This is a genomic window from Rhizobium sp. CB2179 (genome assembly GCF_057653455.1).
The window spans coordinates 110,015-134,612 of sequence record NZ_JBYGKR010000005.1; the positions used below are offsets into that span (position 1 = coordinate 110,015).

Consider the following 24,598-nt stretch of genomic DNA (forward strand, 5'->3'; position numbering starts at 1 on the left):
AACGACTTACAGCAGGTTTTTCAGGTGTTTTTTTGTGGTCAGCTTGTAGATGTCCAGCCGATTTCGCCGTGGCGGCATCTGATCGAGAGCACGATCAGCCGTGTTCCGTCCTGGTAGCCCCGGCCCCAACGCGCACCGATCGACTTCCGGGAGTAATCGAACGTCTTCATCCCGATTTCGCCTGCGGCGTTTTCGTAAGCCAGGGGGATGATCTCGATCTCGGGACCATCCTACCGGCGAACCGGCTTTTCAGCGCGGCAAGCCCATGCTCGCGCTCTTGGCAAAGAGGGGGTCGGTTGTCCGGCCTAGCGCTCCATCAAGCGAGGCCGGGACAGCGCCTTCTGTCGAAAAGAGATCGACGCGAATACACGTCACCGGATCGGTGGGTTCTTCCGATAGCAGGCAAGCTATTGGGAGGTTGGCTGACACTCCAACAAGTTCCCGACCGCCAATTTCGACCGGCGGGTAGAAGATTGGCAGCGCAGTACCTTTCATGATGTGATCGACGTTCAAAGCCACGATATCGCTGTCGAACACGATGTCCTCGCCCTTCATCCAAGGTGGTAACGACCAGAGAGATGCCGCCGCTGCCGATCCGGTCGAACTCGATCAGGCGTTCCAAGGTTTTGCGCTGGGGCTGGGTGTCGAATAGGCTGTCGTCTACGCCCATGAAGGGAAGCGTCGACCACAGCCGGGGAAGCCCGGCTTGTACAGCGCGGGTCGCCCCGTCAGCAATTCCTGCACGGTCACGGTCGAGCAGCTTTTACCAGGCGGCATGAACATCGCCGGACCGTCGTCGCTAACAAGCTGCCAGAACTCCCGCAGTCGCGCCATCCGCTGGTCGAGGGCGTTTCCGGCGATCAAGGCGCCAGTGACTGCTCCTATCGACGCGCCTGCGATCCGCGATGGTTCGACCCGAGCGTGCAGCGCCTGGTAGACTCCGGCATGGTAAGAGCCGAGAGCATTGCCACCGGAAAGACAGAGGCAAGGGCCGATCGTCATTTCGATGCCCCCAGAATGAACGGGAGGTCGCATCAGCCGCCATGGGCGTCATGCCTTGCTGGCCGCGCCTAACATTGTGGACGTGATCAAGCGTCATGATGGTTTGAAGACCTAGGCTTCGAATGGCCTCGATGTAATGAGCAGCGTGCGGCGAAAATGACCCTGAGGATGGATCGGCACCAAGTCATCGTCGTCATTCCTCTGGGCCGTCAAAAACTGCAGACAAACTTGATTTTGCCATTGTGGTTCCAACGAGGGCAGCCTTCGCTGAGCGGGAACATTGGGGCTCCGCAGAAGTTCGCGACCGATCATGAAACGTCACCGCTGTTCAGGAGGATAAGATGGGACAGGAAGGCAGAGAAGATCTCATACGGGATCGCGCCCAGCAGATATGGGAGCGAGAAGGTAAAAAGGATGGTGATCACGAACGCCACTGGAGGCAGGCTGAGCAGGAGATCAGAGAAGAGCAAGTCGGCGAGGAGGGGGCCAGTGATACCGGAAGCCAAACCGGCCGCAAAGCGGGTGGCGCGAAAGGCATCGCCAGCGGCGTGCAGCCAGGCGGGATGTCTCCAGGAGGAGGACCGGCAGCCGGCGCCGATAGCATGGGCGTCAAGAATAAAGGCGGCAAAGGCATCTCCGGTCCGAATTAACAAGGCATACTGATATGAATGATGTTACCGAGAACGATGCTGAATTTCTCGAACCAGGTCCAGGCCGGCGGGTCGAGGCGCTCGCCGGTCGCGTCGCTGTGGTCACCGGCTCCGATTCCGGAATAGGCCGCGCAATTGCCGAAGCCTTCGCGCTGGAGGGTGCCGACGTTGCAGTTACCTATCACAGAGGAAGGCGCCTGAGCGACTGCGGCGCAAGTGGAAGCCGCCGGTCCACCCGCGATGGTACAAAGTCGCGACGTGCGCGACGAGGCGATCGTGATGATGTTCATGGGTTCATTCCAAGAAACGCTTGGGTTGACCGATATTCTCGTCAACTGCGCCGGCATCGGCTGCTCCAAGCCCTTTGTAGAAACAAGGTTCGAGGACTTCGACAATGTCGTCAAGACGGATCTCTACGAAACGTTCTTCTTCTGCCGCGAGTTCGTGCGCCGCGGTCAGGGAAAGCTTGGCGGCAAGATCATCAACATCACCTCTGTCCACCAGGCGATCCCCAGTCGGGGAAACCCCAGCTTGCGCACGGACGATCCGCAAGCGCGGGCTAAGGAGATGCCACGCATCCCGTGGCGCGACTTGCCGTTTACCCTGCTTCTGACCATATGTCACCTGGCAAAGCTTCACTATCGACAGCAGGCTTGAGATGAACTAGGGCCAGGGCGCAAGCGGATCGGTTGAAATTTGGATGTACCCGCGGCTAGGCCGCCTGGATTTTACCTGCGATGGTTCTTGGGTCTCCGGCTGCTGTCCGCTTTCGCACAAAGGCGGAACCGGCGACTAGCAGCCCAGTTTGCTAGTAATGAAACCAAGGCAGCCACACGCCCCGCTTCGGGGCTTCGACCGAGTCGTCAACGGACGCAACGTGCATCTCCTGAACGTCGGCGATGACGCTTATCCGCCCGTCGTCCTGCTGCATGGCTGCGGCAGCCTCGCTCAGGAAGTTCTGGCGCCTTTCAGGAAAACCGGGCTGCACATCGTCGCGCCCGATCGGCCTGGCTACGGTTTGAGCGACCCGCTACCACAAAGGCTGCGAGGGCCGCTGGCCCAGTCCCTATGGCTCGAGGACTTTGTCGACGCCCTTGGGTTCTCCAGCCTGACAATCGCTGGCCATTCCATCGGCTGCGCGCCGGCTATTCTTCTGGCGCGGCGGCGGCCCGATCTGGTGAAGTCTCTGGTGCTGATCGCGCCGTTTTGTCGCCCGACACCGGAGCAGGCAATGTTGCTGCTTCGGCTGGCCATCGCTCCTTGGATCGGCGGCATGTTCTCACAACACCTCCTGTATCGCTTTGCCGACTATTTTGGCGAACGAGTGATGCGCAAGGCACATCATCCCAATCCTGTTCCGGACACCCTGGCCGATTTCCCCTATCGACACGCGGCGAGCCCGCAGTCGCTGCGGATGATGGCCGACGAGCTGCTGCAGTTCAATGCCGATATGGCAGCCGTCGGCGATGAACCGATACCATGCGTTACGCATATCATCTACGGAATGGAAGATGCCGTCCTCGATCCGCATTGGCACCTCGACTGGCTTGTCCACAGAGTGCCTCAAGCGAGAATCCGGTTGCTGCAAGGTGTAGGCCACAATCCTCACCATGCAGCATCCGCCGTCGTTCGCTCCGCTCTGCAAGATGCCGTATGGGCTGGAGCGATACCGGGGCGCTGCGAACGCCCGCCGGTTGCTGAGGGTCTTGTACGGACATCGTAACTCGGCTCAATTGCCGTTCATTCACCCGCAATCACGATGTCCGTCAGGTAAGCGCTTCCACCCACTGTCAGGCGGTAGCTTCTTGCTCTGAGGTCATCACCCTTGGCCTCGATCAGGCCAAGCTCCTCGGCGACCAGCGCTGTTTTCAAACCGACCTGTTTCGGAAGCTTGCGCCACCGGCCTTTTCGCAGATGGTCGAGGAGCAGCTTGAGGCGGACCTGCTTCGCCCCTGATGTCACTTGCTTCCAATCAAGCGTTCGTATTCTTTCTCGGGCGCTCCGTAACAACCGCCGGCAATCTCTTCCAGCTTGGCCCGGTCGCGCACGCGTATCCGACCGCGCGTCGCCTTGATCGCCAGCATGCCTTCGAGAATATGCAAGTGGTCTGTCACACCGGAGCGGCGCACGCCCAGCATCAGGGAGAGGAATTCGTGCGTGAGCGCCATGTCGTCATCGCGGATGCGGTCGTGGCACATCAGCAGCCAGCGCGACAGTCGCTCCGCCATATTATACCTGCCGTTTGCCAGCGCCGAATGGGCAAGCTGCAGTTCACAGGTGTGGATGTAATGAAGAAACAGATCTCGGGATCGGGCATCTTCGTCGATCAGCCGGTAGACGAGTTCAACTGGAACCCTGATGCCGCTTCCATCGATCTGCATGAAGGTGCGATTGGGGGTCGTGTCGAGTCGCAGCAGCCGATGTGTGCCACACAATCCTTCCCAGCCGATATGGCCGACCTCAATGGCCTCGTCATCTACTGTCCTTGCAACGATCGACGCCAATCCCGTTTCGAGAAAGAACACGTGATGGGTTGGCTGATCACTTTCGATCAGCACGGTCCGTACGGGCAGATCGACCCGCTCCATTCCGGGCTGCAGTGCGTCGAATGCTTCCCGGCCAAGGGCGGCAAGCAGCCGGTTCTGAACGTCTAATTTTTGAATCTGAGGCATCTTTGGGCTCCAGCGGGGAGGAGCCCGCACTCGAACCCATCAAGTGACAAGAGAGGCATAGAAAGATTATGGCGCAGATTGCCGAAATAGCCTAGCGTCGTCCGATAACCGTGCGGTTTTGACATAACTTAGGATTCGCAACCCGCAGCGTATCTGTTCTCACCAGCCGGCACAGGTCCTGACTGACGTTGGCACATTCCGCGAAAGGCGGTCGATGCCAAGATTCTTTTTCCACATTTTGACGCGAACGAACATCATCAGGGACGAGGAGGGCACCGATCTTACGGACTTGGGCGCGGCGCGAAGCGAAGCGATCAAGGATGCCAGGGGTATGATGAGCACGGCGATCCGGGAGGGGAGGGACCTCTCGCACCGCCACATCGAGATCTGCGACGCGGTTGGTACTCTGCTTCTTAAGGTGGCGTTTTCTGAGGCGTACGAACCAGGCGACTGAGCGTCCTGAGGAGCCTCCTCTCGCCTGAAGTTACAATCTCTTGATCGGAAACCCGATACAGTCCGCATATTCCTGCTCGGGGACACCATAGGAGCCTCCGGCAATGTCCTCCAGCTTTTGCCGGTTCACAATCCTGACGTTTCCGCGGGTCGCCTTGATCGCACGCACGCCTTCCAGAATGTGGATTTCGTTGGTAACGCCCGAGCGGCGAACGCCAAGCATGATCGAAAGAAACTCGTGGGTAAGAGGCAAATCGTCGGTCAGTAGCCGGTCATGGCACATCAGAAGCCAACGCGCCAACCGTTCCGGCATGTTGTAGCGGGCATTGGCAAGGGCGGAATGTGCTAGTTGCAACTCACAACAATGCACGTAGCGCAGCAGCAGGTCGTTGGCGGCCGGCACCCGTTCGACCATGTTCAGGAATACAGAGGTCGGTAAGGATATTCCGCTTCCCTCGACCTGCATAAATGTCCTGTTGGGGGTTTTCGGCACTTTCAGCAGGGCGTGCGCGCCCGACATGCCCTCATAGCCGATGTGCCCAACTTCGACGATTTCGTCGTCGCTGCTTGTGGCAACGACAGATCCGAGCCCGCGCTCCAGGAAGTACACCCGGTCGTTCGCCACACCAGGGGTCACCAACTCATACTTCAATGGAAGATCGACCTGCTGCATCGCCGGTCTCAGAAGCTCGAATGCTTCGAGAGGCAAGGCCCGCAACAGCAAATTTGAAACGGTCGATTGCGAACAGTCGGGCATCGCCCAGCCTCCGGCGGGAATGAGCCCGATCTCATGTCGACGAAAAACGAGGCGTCAGCACTGGATAGCTTATGCCGCAAACTGCCGCCCCAGGCCAAGAGCGCTCGCCGCTCTGTGCGGTTTTGACATTTGTCCATTGTGGCGGTCCTTGGAGCAGAGACACCAGGTTGGTCGATGACTTTGACTGCCCCGCTCAACGACGGGACGACACGGCGTTCAACTATAGTCTCTACCGCTTCGCTACGGGCGCTTTCGATGTCGGCATGCTCAGTGCCTACCAAGTCCGGCATAGAGATGCCGTCGTGAACGTTGAAGAAATGGCCAGCCATCGATCCTTGCTCCTGTGCAGGGAAGAGCAAAAAAGACTCTCAGCCAGCCTCGCCTGTGATAAATGCCGGATGATCATCCCATATCGCATGTCACAAAGTTCTGAAGAAGATCCGACTCTCGGTCACCCCTCAACTCGGCTTGGACCAGAACGACTGCTGCCATCTCGATGATGTTCAAGCGCCCCGGAAGATTACGCGACGATGCCGCGATTCACGTCAAACGCAGTTTACCTAGGCGCTGCCAGTTTTTCTTTTGAGATCATATCGGAGATCTTCTCGGCGAGGACCTCGACCGCAAACGGCTTACCGATCATCGCCATATTGGAACCGAGAAACTCGGCCTTCGCTGTGGCATTCTGCGCATATCCCGTCACGAAAATCACGGGGAGCTCAGGACGGTGCTGACGCGCGACCTCGGCAAGTTGACGCCCGTTCATCCCGGGCAAGCCGACATCGGAGATCAATAGGTCAATCGCGCGTGGGGAGGCAATGATCGGTATCGCTGCGTCCGCATTCGAGGCTTCCACCGCTTCGTAAGAGAGATCGGCGAGAACCTCGCAGATCAGCAGGCGGACTGAATCGTCGTCTTCGACGACGAGCACTGTCTGCCCCTGACCCGCTTCGACGGCCAGGCTCTCACGGCTTTGATCCTGATCACCATTATCCGTTGCAGGAAGGAGCAGCCTGATCGTCGTGCCCTCACCAACCCGGCTGTCGATCTCGACCTGACCGCCCGACTGTTGCGCAAAGCCATAGATCATTGAAAGGCCAAGGCCCGTCCCCTGACCAATCGGTTTGGTGGTGAAAAAAGGTTCAAACGCTCTTGCGACAATCTCCGGCGGCATGCCCACCCCCGTATCGCTGACACCGATGGCAACGAACGCTCCGGGCTTCAGACCTGGCAGGGATCGCGCCTCGATTTCATCAATTCTTCTGGTCGCAGTGGAGATCGTCAGACTGCCTCCGTCCGGCATCGCGTCGCGGGCGTTGATCGCCAGGTTCAGCAGAGCGCTTTCCAGCTGATTGGCATCTGCAACGATCCAACCGGCCTCGGGATCAGCCTCGATGTCGATTGCTATGTTCTCAGGCAAGGTCCGCCGCAGCAATTCCCGCGTCGCAACGAGATGGTCGTTGACATCAAGGGGTTTGGCATCAAGCGTTTGGCGACGGGAAAAGGCCAACAACCGGGCGATCAGCGCTGCTGCGCGGTTAGCCGCGTCCGCAGCGGCATCCATGAATCGATCAACATCGTCCAGTCGGCCGCCGGCAATGCGACGCTTGGCAACGTTGATCCCGCCGATGATCCCTGTCAGCATATTGTTGAAGTCGTGTGCAATTCCGCCGGTGAGCTGACCGACGGCCTCCATTTTCTGAGACTGCCGAAGCGCTTCTTCTGCCCGATTGCGCGCCGACATTTCCTCTTCGAGTTCGGCCGTGCGCTGCGCGACCCGCTCCTCGAGCGTCCGATTGAGGTCGTCAAGCGCTTGCCGCTCGATCCTCAACGCTGCTTCCGATGCCGCAAGGGCTTCCTCGGTCTTCTTTCGCTGCGTGATGTCGATGACCGTCCCAATGAAGCGAACTGGTTTACCGCCGGCAAACATCGCCCCACCCTTGGCCGCGACCCAGCGCTCGATGCCGTCTTCGATCCCGATCGTTCGAAATTCGATATCATAGATCCCGCTGCTACCAGGCTGGAGGGCTTTGGCGACAGCGTCGTCTGCCATTTGCCGGTCATCGGGGTGAAGGCCCGCGAGGAAGCTGTCTTCATAGGAGATCGCGCCGTCCGCAAAGATACCGAACATTGCCTTGCACCGGTCGTCCCAGCTCAGCCGGCCGGTGACCGGGTCGAAGTCCCACGTTCCAATCTCTGCAGCGTTTGTCGCCAGCCGCAGCCGGGTCTCACTCTCATCCAGTTCCAGGAGCCGATCGCGCATCAGGAACTGTTTCTGGCGAAGGCGCATTGCGGACGCGACAGCGCTGTGGAGCGAGGCTCGGCCGAGCGGGCGTTCGAGCACGACGCTGTTGATGGCGATGTCAAAGAGCTTTAGGTTCGTCAACTGCGCGTTGGTCGTTCGTCCGGAGCGAGGGGCGGCAAGCAGCACAAACGGCACATCCGACCACGTTGGTTGCTTTGCCAACGCGTCTTTTAATGTGATTAGGCATGGAATAAGGACCCCGCATTTGGGGTGATCGGCGTCCAAACGGGACCCCCATCTGCGATGGGGTTACAACAGCCTCCGGTTTCATCGGAGGCTTTTTATTTGGATGCTTGTTGTGGAGACAATTCTAAAGATACGTCGACTTTCCCGTGTGCAGGGCAAGTCGATCAAGGCGATCTGCCGGGAGCTTGGCATATCGCGGAAAGTGGTGCGGAAGGTTCTGCGCAGCGATGAGACGGAGTTCAAATATGAGCGGACCCGTCAACCTCAGCCGAAGCTCGGCCCCTGGCGCGATCAGCTCGATGGAATGCTGCTCGCCAATGAGGCCAAATCCTCTCGCGAACGGCTGACACTGATCCGGATATTCGAGGACTTGCGCGACCTCGGCTACGAGGGCGGTTACGACACAGTCCGGCGCTACGCCCGAACCTGGGCGAAGGAACGCGGCTCCGTAACGGCGGAAGCCTACGTGCCGCTCTATTATGCGCCGGGCGAGGCTTACCAGTTTGACTGGAGCCACGAGATCGTCGTGCTGAACGGCGTGACGACGACGGTAAAGGTGGCGCATGTCCGGCTCTGTCACAGCCGGATGATGTATGTGAGAGCCTATCCGCGCGAGACGCAGGAGATGGTCTTCGATGCCCATGACCGGGCATTCGCGTTCTTCGGCGGGGCCTGCACGCGCGGCATCTACGATAACATGAAGACCGCGGTGGAGACGGTCTTCGTCGGCAAGGAACGGCAGTACAATCGCCGCTTCCTGCAGATGTGCAGCCATTACCTGATCGAGCCGGTGGCCTGCACGCCGGCGTCGGGGTGGGAGAAGGGCCAGGTCGAGAACCAGGTCAATCTGGTGCGGGAACGCTTCTTCACGCCGCGGCTGCGCTTCAAATCCTACGATGAGCTGAATGGCTGGTTGCTGGACAAGTGCATCAGCTATGCCCGCGCCCATAAGCATGTCGATCAAACGGAGCGCACGATCTGGGAGGTGTTCGATGCGGAACGGCCGCACCTGGTCGGCTATCCCGGCAAGTTCGACGGCTTCCACGCAGTGCAGGCCTCGATCGGCAAGACCTGCCTCGTGCGTTTCGACAACAACAAATACTCGGTGCTGTCCACGGCAGTCGGCCGCCCGGCCGAGATACATGCCTATGCCGATCGCATCGTCATCCGGCAGGATGGCGTGGAGATCGGCCAACACGATCGCTGCTTCGGCCGTGGCGAGACGATCTATAATCCCTGGCATTACGTGCCGGTCCTGACCCGCAAACCGGGAGCGCTGCGCAACGGTGCGCCATTCCACGACTGGGTTTTGCCCGCCGCCATGGAGAAGGTGCGCCGCCGGCTGAAGGCCATGCATGACGGCGACCGGCAGATGGTGTCGATCCTCGAATGTGTGGGCCTGGACGGACTCCCCGCCGTCGAAGCGGCCTGCCAGGAGGCGCTCGATCAGGGCGTATTCTCGGCTGCCGTCATCATCAACATCCTGGCCCGCAAGCGTGATCCGCAGCCGGCCGCCATCCTTTCCATTCCCGACGCGCTTCGCCTGACCCACGAGCCTCTGGCCGATTGCGCCCGTTACGACAGCCTTAGGAGGGCAAGCTGATATGGAACGATCCCAAATCCTTAACATGATGGGCACGCTGAAGCTGTTCGGCATGCGCAGCGCCTATGACGAGATCATGGCCTCCGGCATCAAGCGGCAGCACGAACCGCCACGCATCGTCGGCGACCTACTTCAGTCGGAGATCGCCGAGAAGCAGGCGCGCTCCATCAAATACCAGATCACCGTCGCCAAGCTGCCGCTGGCCAAGGACATCGACGACTTCGACTTCACCGACACGCCGGTCAACGAAGGGCTCGTGCGCCAGCTTGCGACAGGAGCCTTCCTCGCCGAGCAGCACAATATCGTTCTGGTCGGCGGAACCGGCACGGGGAAGTCCCATTTGTCCATCGCGCTCGCACGCGCCCTAATCCGCAACGGCGCACGCGGCCGCTTCTTCAACGTCGTCGACCTCGTCAATCGGCTCGAGACGGAGGCACGTAGCGGAAAGCAGGGGCGGCTGGCCGACTTCATCACCAGGCTCGACTTCGTCATCATGGACGAACTCGGCTACCTCCCATTCGCTCAGGCCGGCGGCCAGCTCCTCTTCCATCTGATCAGCAGGCTCTACGAGCGGACCTCGATCATCGTCACGACGAACCTGGCGTTCGGCGAGTGGCCGGCCGTCTTCGGCGACGCCAAGATGACCGCCGCCCTCCTCGACAGGCTAACCCACCATTGCGAAATCGTTGAGACCGGGAATGAATCCTGGCGCTTCAAAAACCGCTCTCAAAGCTAAAGCCGAAAAGACAAACAACCCGCGCCCGCAGGCCCCTGCGCTAAATGGAGAGCTCCGGGCCTACGCGCGCTGACCCTATGCAACCAGAGGCAGGGGTCCCTTTTGGGAGCCGATAAGGGGTCCCGTTACGATGCCGATTGACATCTTTTAAAGGCGTTAGGTCGCCGGACAGAGTCTCCTCAGTCAGGAGAATGACGCCGATATCGTCGCAGATCTCGCTGGACAACTCTTTTAGGTCACGGCAGACAGCGACCTCGAACTGCTGTTCCCGCAAAAGCGCTGCTAGCGTGTCACCGTCGCGGCCGAACGGTGCGCTGACGAGAACACGCTGCCCCTCCTGCTGACGTTCAAGCATCGCTGCGGCGGTCTTCCAGTAGGGGATCCCTGGACCCGAGATATTCCGGCGTCCCGGTCAGCACACCCCGGAACTGCGACAAGGGTTCGCCGATACGCAGACCTCCACGATCGACCCGCAGCTCGCGGATCGCATCCTCATGCATGCCACCGCGGTTCTTCAGCACAGAGATCGCCTTGCGCACACGGCCTTCAGCCTCGAAGAAGCGCAGCAGTACGACCGTGTCGGCAACATAGGAAATGTTGAGGCTTGTCGACATTGTCCCGACGAGTCCGTGCTGTGGATTGAGCAGGAAAGTCACCACGCCCTTGTGGCTGAGATAGGACAGGAGCTCATGCATCTGCAGGATCAGTTGTTGTTCCTGCGGCATCGCCGCCATGTAACCATTGAGACTGTCGATAACGATCAGCCGTGAGCCGCGGTCTTCAACTTCGCGACGTACCCGAGCTGCGAATTCACCGGGGGAGATTTCCGCGGGATCGATCTGCTGCAGGACGAGAGTTCCGTCGTCGATGAAAGCCTGGAGATCAAGGCTGAACGCCTTCGCGCGGGTGAGAAGCGTGCCGATGCGCTCATCGAACTCGTAGACTGTACAACGCTCACCGCGAGCACAAGCTGCATAGAGATACTGCAGCGCCACTGTCGTCTTGCCGCTTCCGGCTGGTCCGGTCACCAGTGTGCAAGTTCCGCGCATCGGGCCGCCGCCGAAGAGATCGTCCAGTTCTCCGATTCCGCTTGCGATCGTTTCGCCGGTGAACTCTGTATGGTGCGTCGCGGCGATCAAGCGCGGATAAACGTGCAGCCCGCCTTTGCGAATGTTGAAATCATGGTAACCGGCGGTGAAATCCACACCCCGTAGCTTCTGGACCTGCAGGCGACGGCGCGCAGCACCGAAATCGAGCGTCAGGCGCTCCAGAGTAATGACCCCGTGACAGAGGCTATGAAGGTGCGAGTCCCGCTCACTGGCATTGCCTGACATGTCGTCGACCAGAATGACGGTCGTGTCGCGACCGGAGAAGAACTGCTTCAGGGCAAGAACCTGTCGTCGATAGCGCAGGGGATCCTGGGATAGAAGACGCATTTCGGATAGGCTGTCGAAGACGACCCGTTTTGGCTGGACCTTCTCGACCTCCTCTTGGATCAGCCGGATCGTTTCGCCAAGCTCCATCTCCCAAGGATGCAGGATAGACTGTTCGCGCCCGTCTCCGAAGACGTCGGATGCCGAACTGAATTCAAAAACGTCAAATTCGCTGATGTCGAAACCGTGCGAGGCCGCGACCTCGGACAGCTCCTCCTTTGTTTCCGACAAGGTGATGTAGAGCGCCTTTTCGCCCTGCCTCACCCCCTCGCGTAGAAACTGTAGAGCGAGGGTGGTTTTGCCGGATCCTGGCGCCCCTTCGAGCAGATAAAGCCGGCGAGCCGGCAGCCCACCGGCCAGGATTAGATCAAGACCTTCATTCCCAGTAGATATAGTGGCAGACAAGTTTCGATCCCGGCCTCTGCGACCTCGGTCGCGTTTTTTGATAAAATGTATGCAATTGTTATCCGGCGACAAGATGCAACGCAATATTTCCGCGAGTACAACGAAGCCTCAGCGATTGCCCTGTTCATCGCTTGACCCAATAGCTTCGCAACCAAGAGTGGCAAGGCGGTTCGCGCAACCACGCAGGAAAACTTGTGCTGATAAATCTGCATTTCTTATAGCTCCGCAGTTTTTCTTATGCGGGCGAACCCTGATCGGATTGCTACCCGCGGAGCAATTTTGATGCCTGCGTCAGTGTGGAAGCCAATACCTCGAATTGATGGCTGGCGAACTGGTAGGCCAATTTGGCATCCGTTGTGCCGCGACACGTTTAGGGTCGCCATGGAGCTCAGGGTTGCCTCCTCGCGAGAATTCGGCACGATTACAGCTGAGATTCGAGAGGCAGCCATTTTATGAGCCACGCTGTCGCGCGCCTCGCGATACCGGCATCCGGCTCGTCGCGGACGAGGGTACGTTTCCCATCGACAACTTTCAGCCACCGCAGGGATCCGTTTTCGAGCCTTAAGGGATAGCTCAGGTCTGTTTCGGTTTCCTTGGCAAAGATCGCGTCCAATTGCGCGACAAGATCCGATGACTTAAACAGCACGCCCATCTCCGTGTTCAAGGAAACGGACCTAGGATCGAGGTTGAGAGATCCTATGAAGCCATACTTGCCATCCCTGGCAAAGGCTTTCGTGTGCAGGCTGGCTTGTTTGGAACCGCGCAAGGAGAAGGATCCCACGTCGGCGATCGATTTCAGCTCGTAGAGCTCAATGCCGGCTTTCAGCAGGGCGGGGCGGTAGCGCGAATACCCCGCGTGTACTGCAGCAACGTCGGTAGCTGCGAGCGAGTTTGTCAGGACGGAAACCTTCACCCCTTTGTCGCGGAGCTTCGTCAGGGCCCTGACACCGCGTTCGCCGGGAATGAAGTACGGCGAGGTGATATGGATGAACTCGGCTGTGCCGGTGATCACAGGAAGAAGCGTTTCCATCAGCATGTTTTGCCCGGTGCGCAGCTTCCCCGCAGCTTTTTCCGGGGGATCGGCAAGAACATCGACTTTATCGACCCAAATGTAATGGTTTTCGGCGACAGCGTCTTCCAGTGATGTTCTGTCTTGAACCCTATCAAGATAAGGCCGGGCACGCTGTTCGAAATCGAGGCGGTCCATGTTGCGTCGAAGCTTCCTCAACTTGTTGGGGCGGCGCGACAGCAACGAGCGTACAGGCACGGCAACCGAACTGTTCCAGTAGTCGTCGAAAAGACGCTCGGTCTTCGCAACGGCTTGACCGACCATCACCAGATCGAAGTCCCTGAAGTTTGCGTCCTCGCCGGCATCGAAATACGGATCGCCGATATTGCGTCCCCCGACCATCGCGATCCGGCCGTCGGCAATCCATGCCTTGTTGTGCATGCGACGGTTGACGCTTCGAAACCGCAAGACCATCTCGAGGCCGCGGCGCAGGATATTCTCTCGCGCCTTCGTGGGATTGAAGAGCCGCAGCTCGATATTCGGATGGCAGTCAATCGCATAGAAGATCTTGTCGGACATGGAGACGCCGAGATCGTCGAGAAGGATCCTCACGCGTATGCCACGGTCAGCGGCAGCGACGACTTCCCGCATGATCAGCATTCCGGTCAGGTCCGCATTCCACATATAATACATGAGGTCGAGGCTGCGGCCGGCGGAACGGGCAGCTAAAAGGCGGGCTGCGAACGCTTCCAGGTTAGAGGTGATCAAAACGAGCCCGCTTGCCGCCTCCCGCTCGTAACAAAGCCTGGCGCCATATCGATCAAGCTCGGTGTCTGCAGCGGCTATCTTGAGGGCTTGAGAATCCACTTGCTGGACCCGCTTCAGAAACCCGGGATCGCCTGATGCTGCCAAAACCACCCACAGGGCTAGCAGCGCGACAACCGCGATGATGGCAATGCTGAACCAACTCACACGATACCCCTCAGCCGCGACCATGAAGCAATATATTCGATCCGCCCGAGCAAAATAGGGTGTACCGACTTGCGAGCAAGATGCCGCCGAAAGAGGCGCGAGGAGGAGATAGGACCGACTTTCGAAACCTTCTCTACGCCACCTGCTTTCGAGCCGGCCATAGCAGGCGGTCTGAAAATTGCGGAACCCCAATCAAAGCAGAAAGTTATAGGTCGAACGGGAGGCGGGACCTGCGCAATGGCAATGAAGATACTCGTGGTGGAAGACGAACCAATGCTCCTGATGTTGGCGGTAGACATCGTCGAGGAAGCGGGGTTCGAAGCAGTCGAAGCCCGTAATGCTGATGAGGCAATGGTTGTGCTTGAGGGCGACGAAGACATCTCCATCCTTTGGACAGATATCGACATGCCGGGCTCCATGAACGGATTGATGCTTGCGGCCACCGCTCGCAACCGCTGGCCACCCATGGAAATCCTCATCGTCTCCGGTATGAAGCGCCCGGCAAGTTCCGACATACCCGACCGCGGCGTGTTCCTTCCCAAGCCCTACGATACTCACAAGATCACCGAAACTCTGATGAGAATGGCGGCCTGAAGATGGCCGGGCGATCTGTCCGAATCTAGCGGTCGAGAGCGCTACGCACTTTGCGGGCAAGATCGCCGAGTGTCGTGGGTTTCTGCAAGAATATGACGCCGGGGTCCAGTACACCGTTTTGGACGATCGCATTGCGGCTATACCCGGTGGTGAAGACGACAGGCAGGTGGGGATGCTTGCTTCGACCTCGTCTGCCAGCTTGCGGCCATTCATTGGTGCCATGACGATGTCGGTCAACAGCAGGCGAATGTCGGCGCGCTCGTCAACGATCTTGAGAGCCGTGACTGGTCCATCTACTGCAATGACGCTGTAGCCGAGTTCTTCCAGCATCTTGGTGTGGATCTCACGGACACTGGCGTCGTCCTCCACCAGCAAGACGGCTTCGCTCGCGGTCCCTCGCGGCACACTTTCGTCCTTCACGTGGGGCGCGATGTCGTTCGTGCCATAGTCACGCGGCAGGTAGATTTTCATCGTCGTGCCGGTTCCGACCTCTGAAAAAATCTTCAGATGTCCACCCGACTGCCTGGCAAAACCAAAGGCCTGGCTGAGGCCAAGGCTGGTCCCCTTACCGACAGGCTTGGTGGTGAAGAACGGGTCGAACGCCTTCTTGATGATCTCCTGCGGCATGCCGCAGCCGGTATCCGTGACCGCAATCATCACATACTGTCCGGGCGCGACGTCGTGTTCTGCCGCGTAAGCTTCGTCGATATGAGCGTTTGCTGTCTCGATCGTCAGCTTGCCGCCGTCCGGCATCGCGTCACGCGCATTGACGGCGAGGTTGAGCACCGCGTTTTCGAGCTGGTTCGCATCGGCCTTGGTCCTCGTCTCACCAAGGGTCGAGGACAGGATCTCGGCCATGTTAGCAACCAGCTTGTTGGCATCGACAGTGTCAGGAGAAAGCGGTTGCTGTCGCGAAAACGCCATGGCGTCAAGTCGAAGTGTGGAGGTATGGACCAATTGATCTCTCAGACGAGCGTGAAATACCGCTGCGGCCTCGAACCAAGCTCCCGCCCGCGCGTTTCTGTGGTATCTGCAGAGGGCGACTTTACTCATGACAACTGACATTGCGAACCATGTAGCAAGACTTGCGTTCGATTCGACCGTGCTTCGCGCAGTCCATGCATTGCCTCAGCATCAGCCCATCGCGGCCGACGAGCGTTTCAATGAACTCCTCAATCGCCTTTCCCAGTCAGAGCAAGGGCCCTCCCTGCCGGTGCATTCGTCACCTGCGACGCAAGAACTCAGGCACGATCATAGGTAAAGGACGTCAAGAGCGTGGTGACGAAGTTGCTCACCCTTTCCTTGACAACCACTTCCGTCCATTCGTCCGTGCCAAGCAGTCGCAAATCGGTATAGTTGCTGTCGACAGAAGCTTCCTCTATGCGTTTGATATTCCTGTTCTCACTGCCGGCATGATACATGTCCCTGATGACCATGCGCAGGATTTCCTGAATGGCGTTCTGCCAAGGGGTATTGATAGCCTGAAGTTCGTGAGCGTCCTGCGTCATAGGAAGTCCTTCGATCGGGGAAAGGTTAGCCCGCTAATGCAGGAGTTTAACGGGCGCGATGATTTCAAAGGTGGCATCCATCCGGGGCCGCAGCCTGCTACTGCGGCACCGAAGAACGCTGTGGTCGACATGAAATCTCTACGGTACATGGTTCACCTTTTCCGTTGTTCGATCAAAGAGCGAAGTCGACGACGATCTTGCCGAAAGCACCACGGGTGAGGTGGTCCAAGGCCTTCTGGAGATCCGATAGGCCATAGCGGGCGTCGACGATGGGCTTGATCTGCAATTCGTCGATCGCCCTCACAAGCTCTTCCTGCGCGCGTTGATGACCGACGGCAATACCCTGAATGACAGGCCCTTTCAGAAGGAGTGGGCCAACGGAAGCAGATAACTGCCCGCCTTCCAAAACGCCGATCATCGATATGCGGCCACCAGGCGCGACTGCTTCGAGAGCCTTTGCGAGGTGAGGGCCGCCAACAATTTCGAGAACATGGTCGACGCCGCGGTCCGACGTGATGTCGTAGACTTTACCGACCCAGTCCTCGCGAGTTCGGTTGATCACGAAATCGGCAAGGCCGAGTGCCTTCGCCCGTTCGAGCTTCTCGTCGCTTCCGGAAACGAGGATCACGGTCGCACCTTTTGCCTTGGCGATCTGCGCGCCGAAGATCGCGACGCCGCCCGTTCCCTCAATCAGGACGGTCTGGCCCTTCTCGACCCGGCCGAGTTCGACGAGCGCGTACCAGGCGGTGAGCCCCGCGCAAGGAAGCGTGCTGGCCCCGAGCTCGTCGAGTGATGATGGGCCTTTCGTCAGCCATGCCGCCGGAAAAGAGACGTATTCGCTCAAGACGCCCGGATAGTGACCGCCAAGGGATTGGTAGTTTGGATGTCGACCGGACCCGAGAGGACGACCATCTTTCCAGTCCGGAAAGAATGTCGAGATCACCCGGTTTCCGACCGCGAACTTTTCAACAGACTTGCCCACCTCGACAACCGTACCAGACATGTCGGAGCCAATGGTCATTGGCAGGTTGAACGCGCCCATGCGCCCGGCAATAACGTCCTGGTCGCGATAATTGAGTGCGACCGCATTGACCCTGACGAGCACCTCGTCTGCCCCGACTATTGGGACTGGCACTTGTTCAAGGCTCAGTCCGTCACGGCTGAAGGCCGATAGTTCCCAACGCTTCATGAGGTGTCGCATGCATCTAATTCCTTCCGATTTCTGATGATTGAAGCTATCACCTCGAACAGCGCACCAGTTGCGCCGTTTATGCTCGACTATGGTGCGTGGGATGCTACAATTATCAATGACGATTTCCCTGAGCGACATCCCCGTTTTCGTCTGTGCCGTCGATACCGGAGGCTTTTCCGAAGCTGGGCGACGGCTGAACCTGTCACGCTCTTCGGTCGGAAGGGCGGTCGCCCGCCTCGAAGCAGGTCTGAATGTCCGGCTGTTCGACCGAACCACGCGTCATCAGAGCGTCACGGCGGACGGACAGCTCTTTTACGAGCACTGCCAGCGGGCGATGGCCGAACTTCGTGCCGTCGAGGCCGCGCTGGATTCGGGATCGAGCGCGCCGCGGGGCAAGCTTCGAGTATCTATGCCTGTTCTCTTCGGTCGAATGTGTGTCGCTCCCATCCTGACCAGGCTTGCCAGAGAAAACCCCGGCCTTGAGCTGGAACTCAGCTTCAGCGATCGTAAAGTCGATCTCCTGGAAGACGGCTTCGACCTCGCGATACGAAACGGTTCGCCGGGCAATGCCGCGGGCACGCGCATCCGTCGGGTCGGCCATGAGGAGACGATGCTTTACGCCGCGCCGGGCTACCTCGAAAGGCAAGGCGTTCCGGAAGCTATCTCAGAGCTCGACGCCCATGACACGGTCACGTATTCCCGCGCGGGGCGGGTGCAGTCCTGGACGCTCGAGGTCGAAGGTGTCGTCCATGAATTCAATCCTGTCTCCCGGCTCCGGTTTGACGACATCGACGCCATAGCAGACGCCGCGACAGAGGGTTTCGGACTAGCGTGGCTGCCGTTCTGGCTCGTCAAGAAACGGGTCGAGACCGGTGAGCTCGTGCCTGTGATGCGGCAGATGCCTCCCTATGTATCCGAGGTCTGGGCTTTGTGGCCGGATGGCGCTCACCTGCCAACCCGGGTGCGGGCGGCCATAGATGCACTCGTAACGGAACTGCCGAAGCAAGCATCATCGTCGAACGGCGCTGGGAGGGATGATACATGTGTGTAAAAGTATGTGCAGGAATGGTCGGAAATATCCCAGCCTTCCATACCGTAAAGGCATAAGATGGACCGGCTTTCCGAGCTCAAGGCGTTCCTTGCGGTCGTCGAGACGGGCGGCTTTACGGCGGCCGCCCGCAGAACCGGCACGTCACAGCCGGCGGTCAGCAAAGCGATCGGTGCGCTCGAAAACCGTCTGGGCGTCGCACTCTTCAATCGCAGCACCCGAAACGTCACCTTGACGGATCAGGGGCAAAGATACTTCGACAGGATGAAGCCGTTGCTCGAGGAGATCGACGACGCCAATCGCGAGGTCATAGGCAGCGCGGTCGACATGTCGGGGTCGATACGCATTGCTGTCCCCACCACCCTCGGTCGACTTCATATCCTGCCAATCATTCCGGATCTGCTGTCCAGATTTCCCAAGCTCGAAGTGGATCTGGTTCTATCGGACCTCATGCGGGACATGGTCGAGGATCGGGTCGATTTGGTGATAAGAGTGGGGTCTGTCGAAGAGCCCGATGCCGTCGTCAGACGGGTGGCAAAGACTCCTCTCGTATGCGTCGGATCTCGCCAGTATTTCGAAAAGCATGGTATTCCCACAAAGCCTGCCGATCTTGCAGATCACAACTGCCTCGTCTACGGCGGCTTCAAGGAGTCGGCGAATTGGCCATTCGTCGGTCAAGAAGGTCACTTCAGCGTCGCAGTGCGCGGCAACCTCACCTCCAACAGCATCGAGACGATCCGTGCGGGTGTGCTTGCAGGCGTCGGGATCGGCATGTTCACCAAGGCATCGCTCGTCGAAGAGCTCTCGCATCCTGACGTCGTGACGATCCTCGGCGAATATGTTCAGGGCACAAGGGACATCAGCTTTGTCTGGCCGAAGCGTCGGCTGGTTTCTGCGCGGGTTCGGCACGTGACAGACTTCCTCGCCGCGTCGCTCGAAGGGCGGATCTAGCGGCATTTGAACGCCTTGGCGACCTTCGGTAACAAGCGCCGGAGTGTGAGATCCGCACTTTAAGCTCGCTGCTATTTATTCCAATATCGCATCAATTTCATGCCATTCGTCCGTATTATAGTTATTTTCGCCATGCGCTACAAACAGTGATCGTCAGAATTCATCGAGAACACGATCATGAACATTTCACTTGAAGGTCGCAAGGCAGTCGTCACCGGATCCACCGCCGGCATTGGTCGGGCGATCGCACAGGGCTTGGCGCGGGCCGGCGCATCCGTGGTTATCAATGGCCGTAGCGAGGGCCGGGTCTCCACAGCGGTGGCTGAAGTCAAGGCGCTCTTCCCAGACATCGAGATCGCCGGCGTGGTTGCGGATCTGGCCACCAAGGAAGGCAGCGCGGTTCTTGCAGCCCAGGCGCCCGATGCCGACATTCTTATCAACAACGCAGGCACAGCCAATCCCAAACCCTTCTCCGATCTTACCGATGAAGACTGGCTGAGCCTGTTTCAGCTCAACGTCATGAGTGGCGTTCGTGCAGCGCGCCATTACCTGCCGAGGATGACCGCGCGGGGCTGGGGGCGTGTTGTGTTCATCAGCAGCGAATCCGCACTCGCAATCCCAAGGGATATGATCGACTACGGCATGACCAAGACGGCGCAGTTGGCGATCTCGCGAGGTTTGGCTGAGACGGTTGCGGGGACGGGCGTGACGGTCAATTCGGTGCTTCCTGGTCCGACGAACTCTGAAATCATGGCGAACTGGATGGCGGGAACGGCTCGGGAACAGGGCATCACCCAGGAAGAGGCGGAACAGCAATTCCTGAAGGCCATGCGCCCGACAACGCTCATCAATCGGTTCACGAGCACGGAGGAGGTGGCCAACATGGTCGTCTACATATGCTCGGAGCAGGCATCCGGAACAACCGGGGCCTCCATGCGCGTTGATGGCGGTGTGCTTAGACAGATCGCATAGCTCATTCAGACAAACACACTCAAGGAAGCTATCATGGCAACGGCACAGAACGAGCTGAAGCGTGCGCAATCACCTTCATATGATCTCACTGGAAAACGTGTGGTCGTCGTCGGCGGCAAAACAGGGATAGGGCTCGGCATCGCTCAGGCCGCTCACGCGGCGGGAGCGAGCGTAACGGTCGCCAGCCGGCGCTCGGTTTCTTCAGCAGACCATCCAGAGCTGGCGCCCTTCGAGCAGCTAGTGCTCGACATTAGCGATGAGGACGACGTTCGGGCTTCCTTCAAGGCAATTGGCAATCTGGATCATTTGCTTGTCGCTGCGGGGCCAACCGATGGCAGCTGGGGTGCATTCATGGACGAAGACATGCGAGGGGCGCGCAGCTACGGCAATAGCAAGTTTCTCGGCTCCTGGGCATGTGCGCGCTATGCTGTACCAAAACTCTCCTCTAACGGGTCGATCACCTTTATGACCGGAGGGATCGCGGCCCGTTCGAAGATCGGCATGACGAGCGTCACATCGACTTTTGCCGCAGTGGAGGCACTCGCGCGCTCGCTGGCGCTCGAACTTGGCCCAATCAGGGTAAACGTCATTCGGCCTGGGTTCATCGATACCGACCTTTGGAACTTCCTTTCCGCGACAGACGCCGCTGATGTCCGCGAAAAGGTGCGCGCCAATTTCCCAGCGCGCCGGATCGGTCAACCGGCCGACGTGGGGCACGCTGCGGTGTTTTTGATGACCAACCCCTACGTTACAGGCACTGTGCTTGAGGTGTCTGGCGGAGAGCAGCTCGTCGATTGGCAGTTCTGAGCGGTTTCTTGCCGTTTTCACATTCCAAACCCGAGACGGTTATCATCGCGCATCATACTCGTGCCCCTCGTCACCCCATCACGATTACGGATTTTCCTGGAAGCCGGTTGCCGGCTTCGAGGTCTCCGATCAGGGAAATCGCCTCGATAAAGGGGCGGTGCGGCTGATCGGTATCGTGAACTGGCCGGTGGTGGCCAGGTCGATGATCTTTTGCAGGATGGATGTGACCTATGCTCTCGACCGTTATACTGTTTTTGAAGAACAGTATAACGCCGGAGTCGAGCTTATGAAGTCCGTCGATCTCATGTATCAGACGATGCTCGCCGAGTTGCCAGCGCTCGTTAGGTGCTACGCTTCCCGGGCCAGGCCGTGAGTGCGATGTCGATCATCCGCTTCAGCCGCGCATTGCAGGCGCCATCGCAGGCCTGTGCGGACATGCCCTGGATAATCGCACCATAGAAGCGCGCGAGCGTATCGGTATCGGTTTGCGCCGGCAGTTCGCCTTCCTCGACGGCCCGGTCAAACCGGGCTTTGAGTGTCTGCATCGAGGTCTCGCGCAATGCCGCCGTCATCCGCGCCACTGACGCATTCTCTTCCGCGTGCTGCAGGACCGCCGTCGAGACCATGCAACCTCGCGGCTTGTCCGGCTGGGTGTCACCATCAGCGATGTCGTAAAGGTAGAGGCTTAGGGCTTTGTGAACCGGAAGGTTGGACGCTAAGATTTCTAACCGGCGGCTGTTTTCACGGGCAATGCTGAAGTCGAGCGACTGACGGTATAATTCCTCCTTTGAGCCGAACATCGAATAGAGAGTCGGCGGATTGATCCCCATGGCCTTCGTGAGGTCGGCCGTCGAGGTTCCTTCGTAGCCGCGTTCCCAGAACAAGCGTGCCGCGATGTCGAGCCCGACGTCGCGATCAAGCACGCGTGGTCTGCCTCGTTTGCGGACTGGATCCGTCATTAAAATAGCAATCCCTATTAAATTGTTGACAGGCGAGCTTCACCGCTTATGATAGCGATCACTACTTAATTTAGCAACGGAGTGACCCCATGTCCCAAAGACTAGCAAACAAGATAGCCCTTATCACAGGAAGTTCGCGCGGTATCGGCCGGGCGGTTGCTCTTGCGTTTGCGAGGGAGGGTGCCGCACTGATTGGCGTGCACTACACCGCCAACGGGGATGCGGCCAAGGCCACCGTACGCGACATCGAGGCGCTTGGTGTCAAGGCTGTCGGTGTCAAAGCTGATCTGAGACAGGGCAAGGAGGCGGCCGACAGTCTCTGGGCGCAGTTCAGCGAAGCCGCGCGTACCGAGACGGGCTCGTCCGCTCTTGATATTCTTGTGAACAATGCAGGCATTGCGCCGGCGCTGCCGTTGAAGCAGACGAGCGAAGCTGCTTTCGATGAGGTGATGACGATTAACTACAAGGCGCCGTTCTTCCTGATCCAGGCAGTGGCCGATCACATTCGTGACAACGGCCGCGTCATCAATGTCTCCACTGGGTTTACGCGGATCGCGGCGCCGACCCATCCCGCCTATGCGGCCTCCAAGGGGGCGCTGGAGACATTGACCCTGGCGCTGGCGCCTGAATTTGCAGCTCGCGGGATTACGGTCAATGCCGTGCTGCCGGGTGTAACGGAGACGGATATGAATGCCGAGTGGTTGGCATCGCCGGATGCGCGCGCCGGCGCCGAAGCCCTCTCGGTCTTTTCACGTGTCGGACAGGCGGAGGACGTCGCCGACGTCATCGCCTTCCTCGCATCGAACGATGCGCGTTGGACGACGGGCCAGATGATTGATGCGACGGGTGGCGCCCGGATCTGATCGATCCCGACACTCCGCTATGTTTGTAGCCATTCCAGCTGCGGCAGAGGACGCACCCTTGACAAGGCGCCGGTTGAGGTCCGGCTCCCCGTCAAACTACTAGACAGGATCGCGCTCGCCGAGCGCGATCCTGTCTTCATCCACTCGGCGGGGCGGCTGCCCCAAGCTGGCGGGATCATTCCTCACATCGTGCAGAACGATGGAGCGGTCCGGATCGATAGTGGGAATGCATTGCTGCGCGGCCGCCGGCCTAGATCGGCGGCGTTGAGCTGCATCCCTGGAACTGTGAGCCTGGTCAGCCGGAAGTGCCTGGCCATCCGGTGTTCGACCTCGGTCCTGATGTCGAGTTCTCGACTGTCGTCGAAGGCGCCCGTGAAATCCGCGACCGCCTGGAAGAGCTCGGTCGATGTTGCGCTGGGTCACCGGTTGCTCCTAAAACCGTTCAGCAAAACACCAGTGGCTCACTTGGCTGCCACGGTTTAGCAGATCGACCAATTTATTGGCCTCCTCGGCGGTGAGCATGTTCATGACAAACCCATCGATGATGGCCGCCTGTCCGATGACTTTATCGAACACCGTCCAGTAAATGTTGAGGTTCTTGCAAGGGCTGTATCTCTGCGCTGCCATCGTGAACGACCTCCGTGTGGTAACGACTTTCGTCAATTGTGAGCGGTCGATCAGACATGGCTGCCGGGCGTCTCTTGGAAATCTGCGAGGCTCGTGACACCAGTCGGCAGCTCAGCAGAGGAAGAGGGCTCGCATTCAGCGGGTGGCAAATGAACTCTGGCACCACGAAGAGTTAGGCCGCTCGTTGCCTTCAAGAAGGCGCTCACAATAGAGCATTCTTGTACCCGCTAATGAAGAGATGCGTTGGAATCAGGCATGCTATCTTTTCGTATAACGGCGCTTGCATCACTGGTTTATCCACCATGCGCTTGCCGCCGCTTCCTACAGTCCTCCCGGCCTCGTGTTTCCAGTTACCGCGGCCTCGATGAAGAGCTTTCGCGCCAAGGATGACTCAGGTGAAGACCATGGCGAGCCATCGGAGGGCGGACGCAATGGCGGGCGCGACTTCCGCAGGACTGCCATTTCATTCGGCCGTTGGGCTGTGCATCGATTTGTGTGGACCTCCATTCGCTCGGCAAAGAATACTGAGGGCATCTTGCAATCTAAGGGCGGCCAGCGCCCGCGTTGCTTCCTCGGCTGGCCATCCGGCTGCCATTGCCGCCGAAAGCAAGGTGGATTCGGTGCGCAGCGCCAGTCTTTCGTAGAGGGGTTCAAGCGCCTCGTGCGCGGTGACTAGGCGCTCGTCTCGAGGCGTGATCGGAGTCGGAGATAGCGTCGGCATTCTGCGTCCTTCCCTAAGGGTATTGAACCTGAAAACTGGCCATAGTTCCAACGTTCTGTGAATGGCTAGCGACCCCGGTGCGAGGATGAGCAGCGTGGCGAAGCCTGCACTTGCGAGCAACGTTAAAACAAAGTGCGCAGGTCAACCATCATACTTGTGTATGCGGAAATTAT

At 58.9% G+C, this 24,598-nt stretch carries 27 protein-coding genes and 3 pseudogenes; 14 read left to right on the forward strand and 16 right to left on the reverse strand.

Going from position 1 to position 24,598, the window contains the following annotated elements:
- Nucleotides 1-38: 38 nt before the first annotated feature.
- From AC244Q_RS34140 to AC244Q_RS34150, 3 genes are all read right to left on the reverse strand, one after another.
- Complete coding sequence (locus AC244Q_RS34140) at nucleotides 39-170, reverse strand: hypothetical protein (protein WP_017997374.1); 132 nt, start codon at nucleotides 168-170, stop codon at nucleotides 39-41.
- 79 nt (nucleotides 171-249) lie between these two features.
- Nucleotides 250-537, reverse strand: coding sequence for a patatin-like phospholipase family protein (locus tag AC244Q_RS34145; RefSeq protein ID WP_041935868.1), 288 nt, complete (start codon nucleotides 535-537; stop codon nucleotides 250-252).
- Between the two features lie 123 nt (nucleotides 538-660).
- Entirely contained in the window at nucleotides 661-1,002 is a 342-nt protein-coding gene (locus AC244Q_RS34150; protein ID WP_206615959.1) for a patatin-like phospholipase family protein, read from the reverse strand.
- Between the two features lie 341 nt (nucleotides 1,003-1,343).
- On the opposite strand from AC244Q_RS34150, the gene AC244Q_RS34155 reads away from it, so the two are divergent.
- The 4 genes and pseudogenes from AC244Q_RS34155 (at nucleotide 1,344) to AC244Q_RS34170 (ending at nucleotide 3,375) form a co-directional block, all read left to right on the forward strand.
- The gene (locus AC244Q_RS34155; protein ID WP_003555421.1) at nucleotides 1,344-1,652 is read left to right on the forward strand and encodes a DUF2934 domain-containing protein; all 309 of its coding nucleotides are present in this window, start codon (nucleotides 1,344-1,346) and stop codon (nucleotides 1,650-1,652) included.
- A 14-nt stretch (nucleotides 1,653-1,666) separates the two neighbouring features.
- Nucleotides 1,667-1,801 (forward strand): annotated as a pseudogene (locus AC244Q_RS34160) (hypothetical protein); the annotation flags it as partial.
- 91 nt (nucleotides 1,802-1,892) lie between these two features.
- On the forward strand, nucleotides 1,893-2,309 hold the full coding sequence (locus AC244Q_RS34165) for an SDR family NAD(P)-dependent oxidoreductase (RefSeq protein WP_281020806.1): 417 nt from the start codon (nucleotides 1,893-1,895) through the stop codon (nucleotides 2,307-2,309).
- A 157-nt stretch (nucleotides 2,310-2,466) separates the two neighbouring features.
- Complete coding sequence (locus AC244Q_RS34170) at nucleotides 2,467-3,375, forward strand: alpha/beta fold hydrolase (protein ID WP_128408028.1); 909 nt, start codon at nucleotides 2,467-2,469, stop codon at nucleotides 3,373-3,375.
- A gap of 17 nt (nucleotides 3,376-3,392) precedes the next feature.
- Here the strand turns inward: AC244Q_RS34170 and AC244Q_RS34175 are convergent, their stop codons facing one another.
- Both AC244Q_RS34175 and AC244Q_RS34180 read right to left on the reverse strand, forming a co-directional pair.
- Nucleotides 3,393-3,614, reverse strand: coding sequence for a hypothetical protein (locus AC244Q_RS34175; RefSeq protein WP_012760442.1), 222 nt, complete (start codon nucleotides 3,612-3,614; stop codon nucleotides 3,393-3,395).
- Nucleotides 3,611-4,324 (reverse strand): Crp/Fnr family transcriptional regulator, encoded by a 714-nt coding sequence (locus tag AC244Q_RS34180; RefSeq protein ID WP_012760441.1) that lies wholly within the window; start codon nucleotides 4,322-4,324, stop codon nucleotides 3,611-3,613. Before AC244Q_RS34180 ends, AC244Q_RS34175 begins: the two co-directional genes overlap by 4 nt.
- Nucleotides 4,325-4,538: 214 nt before the next feature.
- Here AC244Q_RS34180 and AC244Q_RS34185 point away from each other — a divergent pair, with 214 nt between their 5' ends.
- Nucleotides 4,539-4,778, forward strand: coding sequence for a DUF6894 family protein (locus tag AC244Q_RS34185; RefSeq protein ID WP_128408029.1), 240 nt, complete (start codon nucleotides 4,539-4,541; stop codon nucleotides 4,776-4,778).
- Nucleotides 4,779-4,808: 30 nt separating this feature from the next.
- Here the strand turns inward: AC244Q_RS34185 and AC244Q_RS34190 are convergent, their stop codons facing one another.
- From AC244Q_RS34190 to AC244Q_RS34200, 3 genes are all read right to left on the reverse strand, one after another.
- Nucleotides 4,809-5,534: a Crp/Fnr family transcriptional regulator gene (locus AC244Q_RS34190; RefSeq protein ID WP_128408030.1), complete on the reverse strand. Its 726-nt coding sequence runs from the start codon at nucleotides 5,532-5,534 to the stop codon at nucleotides 4,809-4,811.
- Nucleotides 5,459-5,863: a DUF6894 family protein gene (locus AC244Q_RS34195; RefSeq protein ID WP_080518613.1), complete on the reverse strand. Its 405-nt coding sequence runs from the start codon at nucleotides 5,861-5,863 to the stop codon at nucleotides 5,459-5,461. The genes AC244Q_RS34190 and AC244Q_RS34195 overlap by 76 nt, the downstream gene beginning before the upstream one ends.
- Nucleotides 5,864-6,090: 227 nt before the next feature.
- Entirely contained in the window at nucleotides 6,091-7,965 is a 1,875-nt protein-coding gene (locus AC244Q_RS34200) for an ATP-binding protein (protein ID WP_245460704.1), read from the reverse strand.
- Nucleotides 7,966-8,128: 163 nt separating this feature from the next.
- Here AC244Q_RS34200 and istA point away from each other — a divergent pair, with 163 nt between their 5' ends.
- Entirely contained in the window at nucleotides 8,129-9,628 is a 1,500-nt protein-coding gene (gene istA / locus AC244Q_RS34205) for an IS21 family transposase (RefSeq protein ID WP_113341084.1), read from the forward strand.
- A gap of 1 nt (nucleotide 9,629) precedes the next feature.
- Complete coding sequence (istB, locus tag AC244Q_RS34210) at nucleotides 9,630-10,364, forward strand: IS21-like element helper ATPase IstB (RefSeq protein WP_128408307.1); 735 nt, start codon at nucleotides 9,630-9,632, stop codon at nucleotides 10,362-10,364.
- A 347-nt stretch (nucleotides 10,365-10,711) separates the two neighbouring features.
- Here istB and AC244Q_RS34215 read toward each other — a convergent pair whose 3' ends face one another.
- Together AC244Q_RS34215 and AC244Q_RS34220 are read right to left on the reverse strand one after the other, a co-directional pair.
- Complete coding sequence (locus AC244Q_RS34215; RefSeq protein WP_128407009.1) at nucleotides 10,712-12,202, reverse strand: ATPase domain-containing protein; 1,491 nt, start codon at nucleotides 12,200-12,202, stop codon at nucleotides 10,712-10,714.
- 421 nt (nucleotides 12,203-12,623) lie between these two features.
- On the reverse strand, nucleotides 12,624-14,183 hold the full coding sequence (locus AC244Q_RS34220) for a phospholipase D family protein (RefSeq protein ID WP_128407020.1): 1,560 nt from the start codon (nucleotides 14,181-14,183) through the stop codon (nucleotides 12,624-12,626).
- 282 nt (nucleotides 14,184-14,465) lie between these two features.
- Here AC244Q_RS34220 and AC244Q_RS34225 point away from each other — a divergent pair, with 282 nt between their 5' ends.
- Nucleotides 14,466-14,777, forward strand: coding sequence for a response regulator (locus AC244Q_RS34225; RefSeq protein WP_313903143.1), 312 nt, complete (start codon nucleotides 14,466-14,468; stop codon nucleotides 14,775-14,777).
- A 234-nt stretch (nucleotides 14,778-15,011) separates the two neighbouring features.
- Here AC244Q_RS34225 and AC244Q_RS34230 read toward each other — a convergent pair.
- The 3 genes and pseudogenes from AC244Q_RS34230 to AC244Q_RS34240 form a co-directional block, all read right to left on the reverse strand.
- Nucleotides 15,012-15,842: pseudogene (locus AC244Q_RS34230) on the reverse strand (ATP-binding protein); the annotation flags it as partial.
- 176 nt (nucleotides 15,843-16,018) lie between these two features.
- Nucleotides 16,019-16,285, reverse strand: a complete 267-nt coding sequence (locus AC244Q_RS34235; protein WP_003555433.1) for a hypothetical protein — start codon at nucleotides 16,283-16,285, stop codon at nucleotides 16,019-16,021.
- A 172-nt stretch (nucleotides 16,286-16,457) separates the two neighbouring features.
- Nucleotides 16,458-17,486 (reverse strand): zinc-dependent alcohol dehydrogenase family protein, encoded by a 1,029-nt coding sequence (locus tag AC244Q_RS34240; protein ID WP_003555434.1) that lies wholly within the window; start codon nucleotides 17,484-17,486, stop codon nucleotides 16,458-16,460.
- A gap of 106 nt (nucleotides 17,487-17,592) precedes the next feature.
- Here AC244Q_RS34240 and AC244Q_RS34245 point away from each other — a divergent pair, with 106 nt between their 5' ends.
- The 4 genes from AC244Q_RS34245 to AC244Q_RS34260 all read left to right on the forward strand — a co-directional run bounded on the left by AC244Q_RS34245 (nucleotide 17,593) and on the right by AC244Q_RS34260 (nucleotide 21,255).
- The gene (locus tag AC244Q_RS34245; protein WP_003555435.1) at nucleotides 17,593-18,528 is read left to right on the forward strand and encodes a LysR family transcriptional regulator; all 936 of its coding nucleotides are present in this window, start codon (nucleotides 17,593-17,595) and stop codon (nucleotides 18,526-18,528) included.
- 57 nt (nucleotides 18,529-18,585) lie between these two features.
- Nucleotides 18,586-19,476, forward strand: a complete 891-nt coding sequence (locus tag AC244Q_RS34250) for a LysR family transcriptional regulator (protein ID WP_017997362.1) — start codon at nucleotides 18,586-18,588, stop codon at nucleotides 19,474-19,476.
- A 177-nt stretch (nucleotides 19,477-19,653) separates the two neighbouring features.
- The gene (locus AC244Q_RS34255) at nucleotides 19,654-20,448 is read left to right on the forward strand and encodes an SDR family NAD(P)-dependent oxidoreductase (protein ID WP_012760431.1); all 795 of its coding nucleotides are present in this window, start codon (nucleotides 19,654-19,656) and stop codon (nucleotides 20,446-20,448) included.
- A 33-nt stretch (nucleotides 20,449-20,481) separates the two neighbouring features.
- Nucleotides 20,482-21,255 (forward strand): SDR family oxidoreductase, encoded by a 774-nt coding sequence (locus AC244Q_RS34260; protein WP_003555162.1) that lies wholly within the window; start codon nucleotides 20,482-20,484, stop codon nucleotides 21,253-21,255.
- A 341-nt stretch (nucleotides 21,256-21,596) separates the two neighbouring features.
- Here AC244Q_RS34260 and AC244Q_RS34265 read toward each other — a convergent pair whose 3' ends face one another.
- Entirely contained in the window at nucleotides 21,597-22,214 is a 618-nt protein-coding gene (locus AC244Q_RS34265) for a TetR/AcrR family transcriptional regulator (RefSeq protein WP_003555158.1), read from the reverse strand.
- 89 nt (nucleotides 22,215-22,303) lie between these two features.
- Between AC244Q_RS34265 and AC244Q_RS34270 the strand changes: the two genes are divergently transcribed.
- On the forward strand, nucleotides 22,304-23,077 hold the full coding sequence (locus tag AC244Q_RS34270; protein ID WP_012760428.1) for an SDR family oxidoreductase: 774 nt from the start codon (nucleotides 22,304-22,306) through the stop codon (nucleotides 23,075-23,077).
- Nucleotides 23,078-23,331: 254 nt separating this feature from the next.
- Nucleotides 23,332-23,481: pseudogene (ligD, locus tag AC244Q_RS34275) on the forward strand (non-homologous end-joining DNA ligase LigD); the annotation flags it as partial.
- 28 nt (nucleotides 23,482-23,509) lie between these two features.
- On the opposite strand, the gene AC244Q_RS34280 reads toward ligD, so the two are convergent.
- Together AC244Q_RS34280 and AC244Q_RS34285 are read right to left on the reverse strand one after the other, a co-directional pair.
- On the reverse strand, nucleotides 23,510-23,704 hold the full coding sequence (locus AC244Q_RS34280; protein ID WP_128407011.1) for a hypothetical protein: 195 nt from the start codon (nucleotides 23,702-23,704) through the stop codon (nucleotides 23,510-23,512).
- Nucleotides 23,705-24,167: 463 nt separating this feature from the next.
- Nucleotides 24,168-24,425 (reverse strand): thioredoxin domain-containing protein, encoded by a 258-nt coding sequence (locus AC244Q_RS34285; RefSeq protein ID WP_003555151.1) that lies wholly within the window; start codon nucleotides 24,423-24,425, stop codon nucleotides 24,168-24,170.
- Between the last annotated feature and the right edge of the window lie 173 nt (nucleotides 24,426-24,598).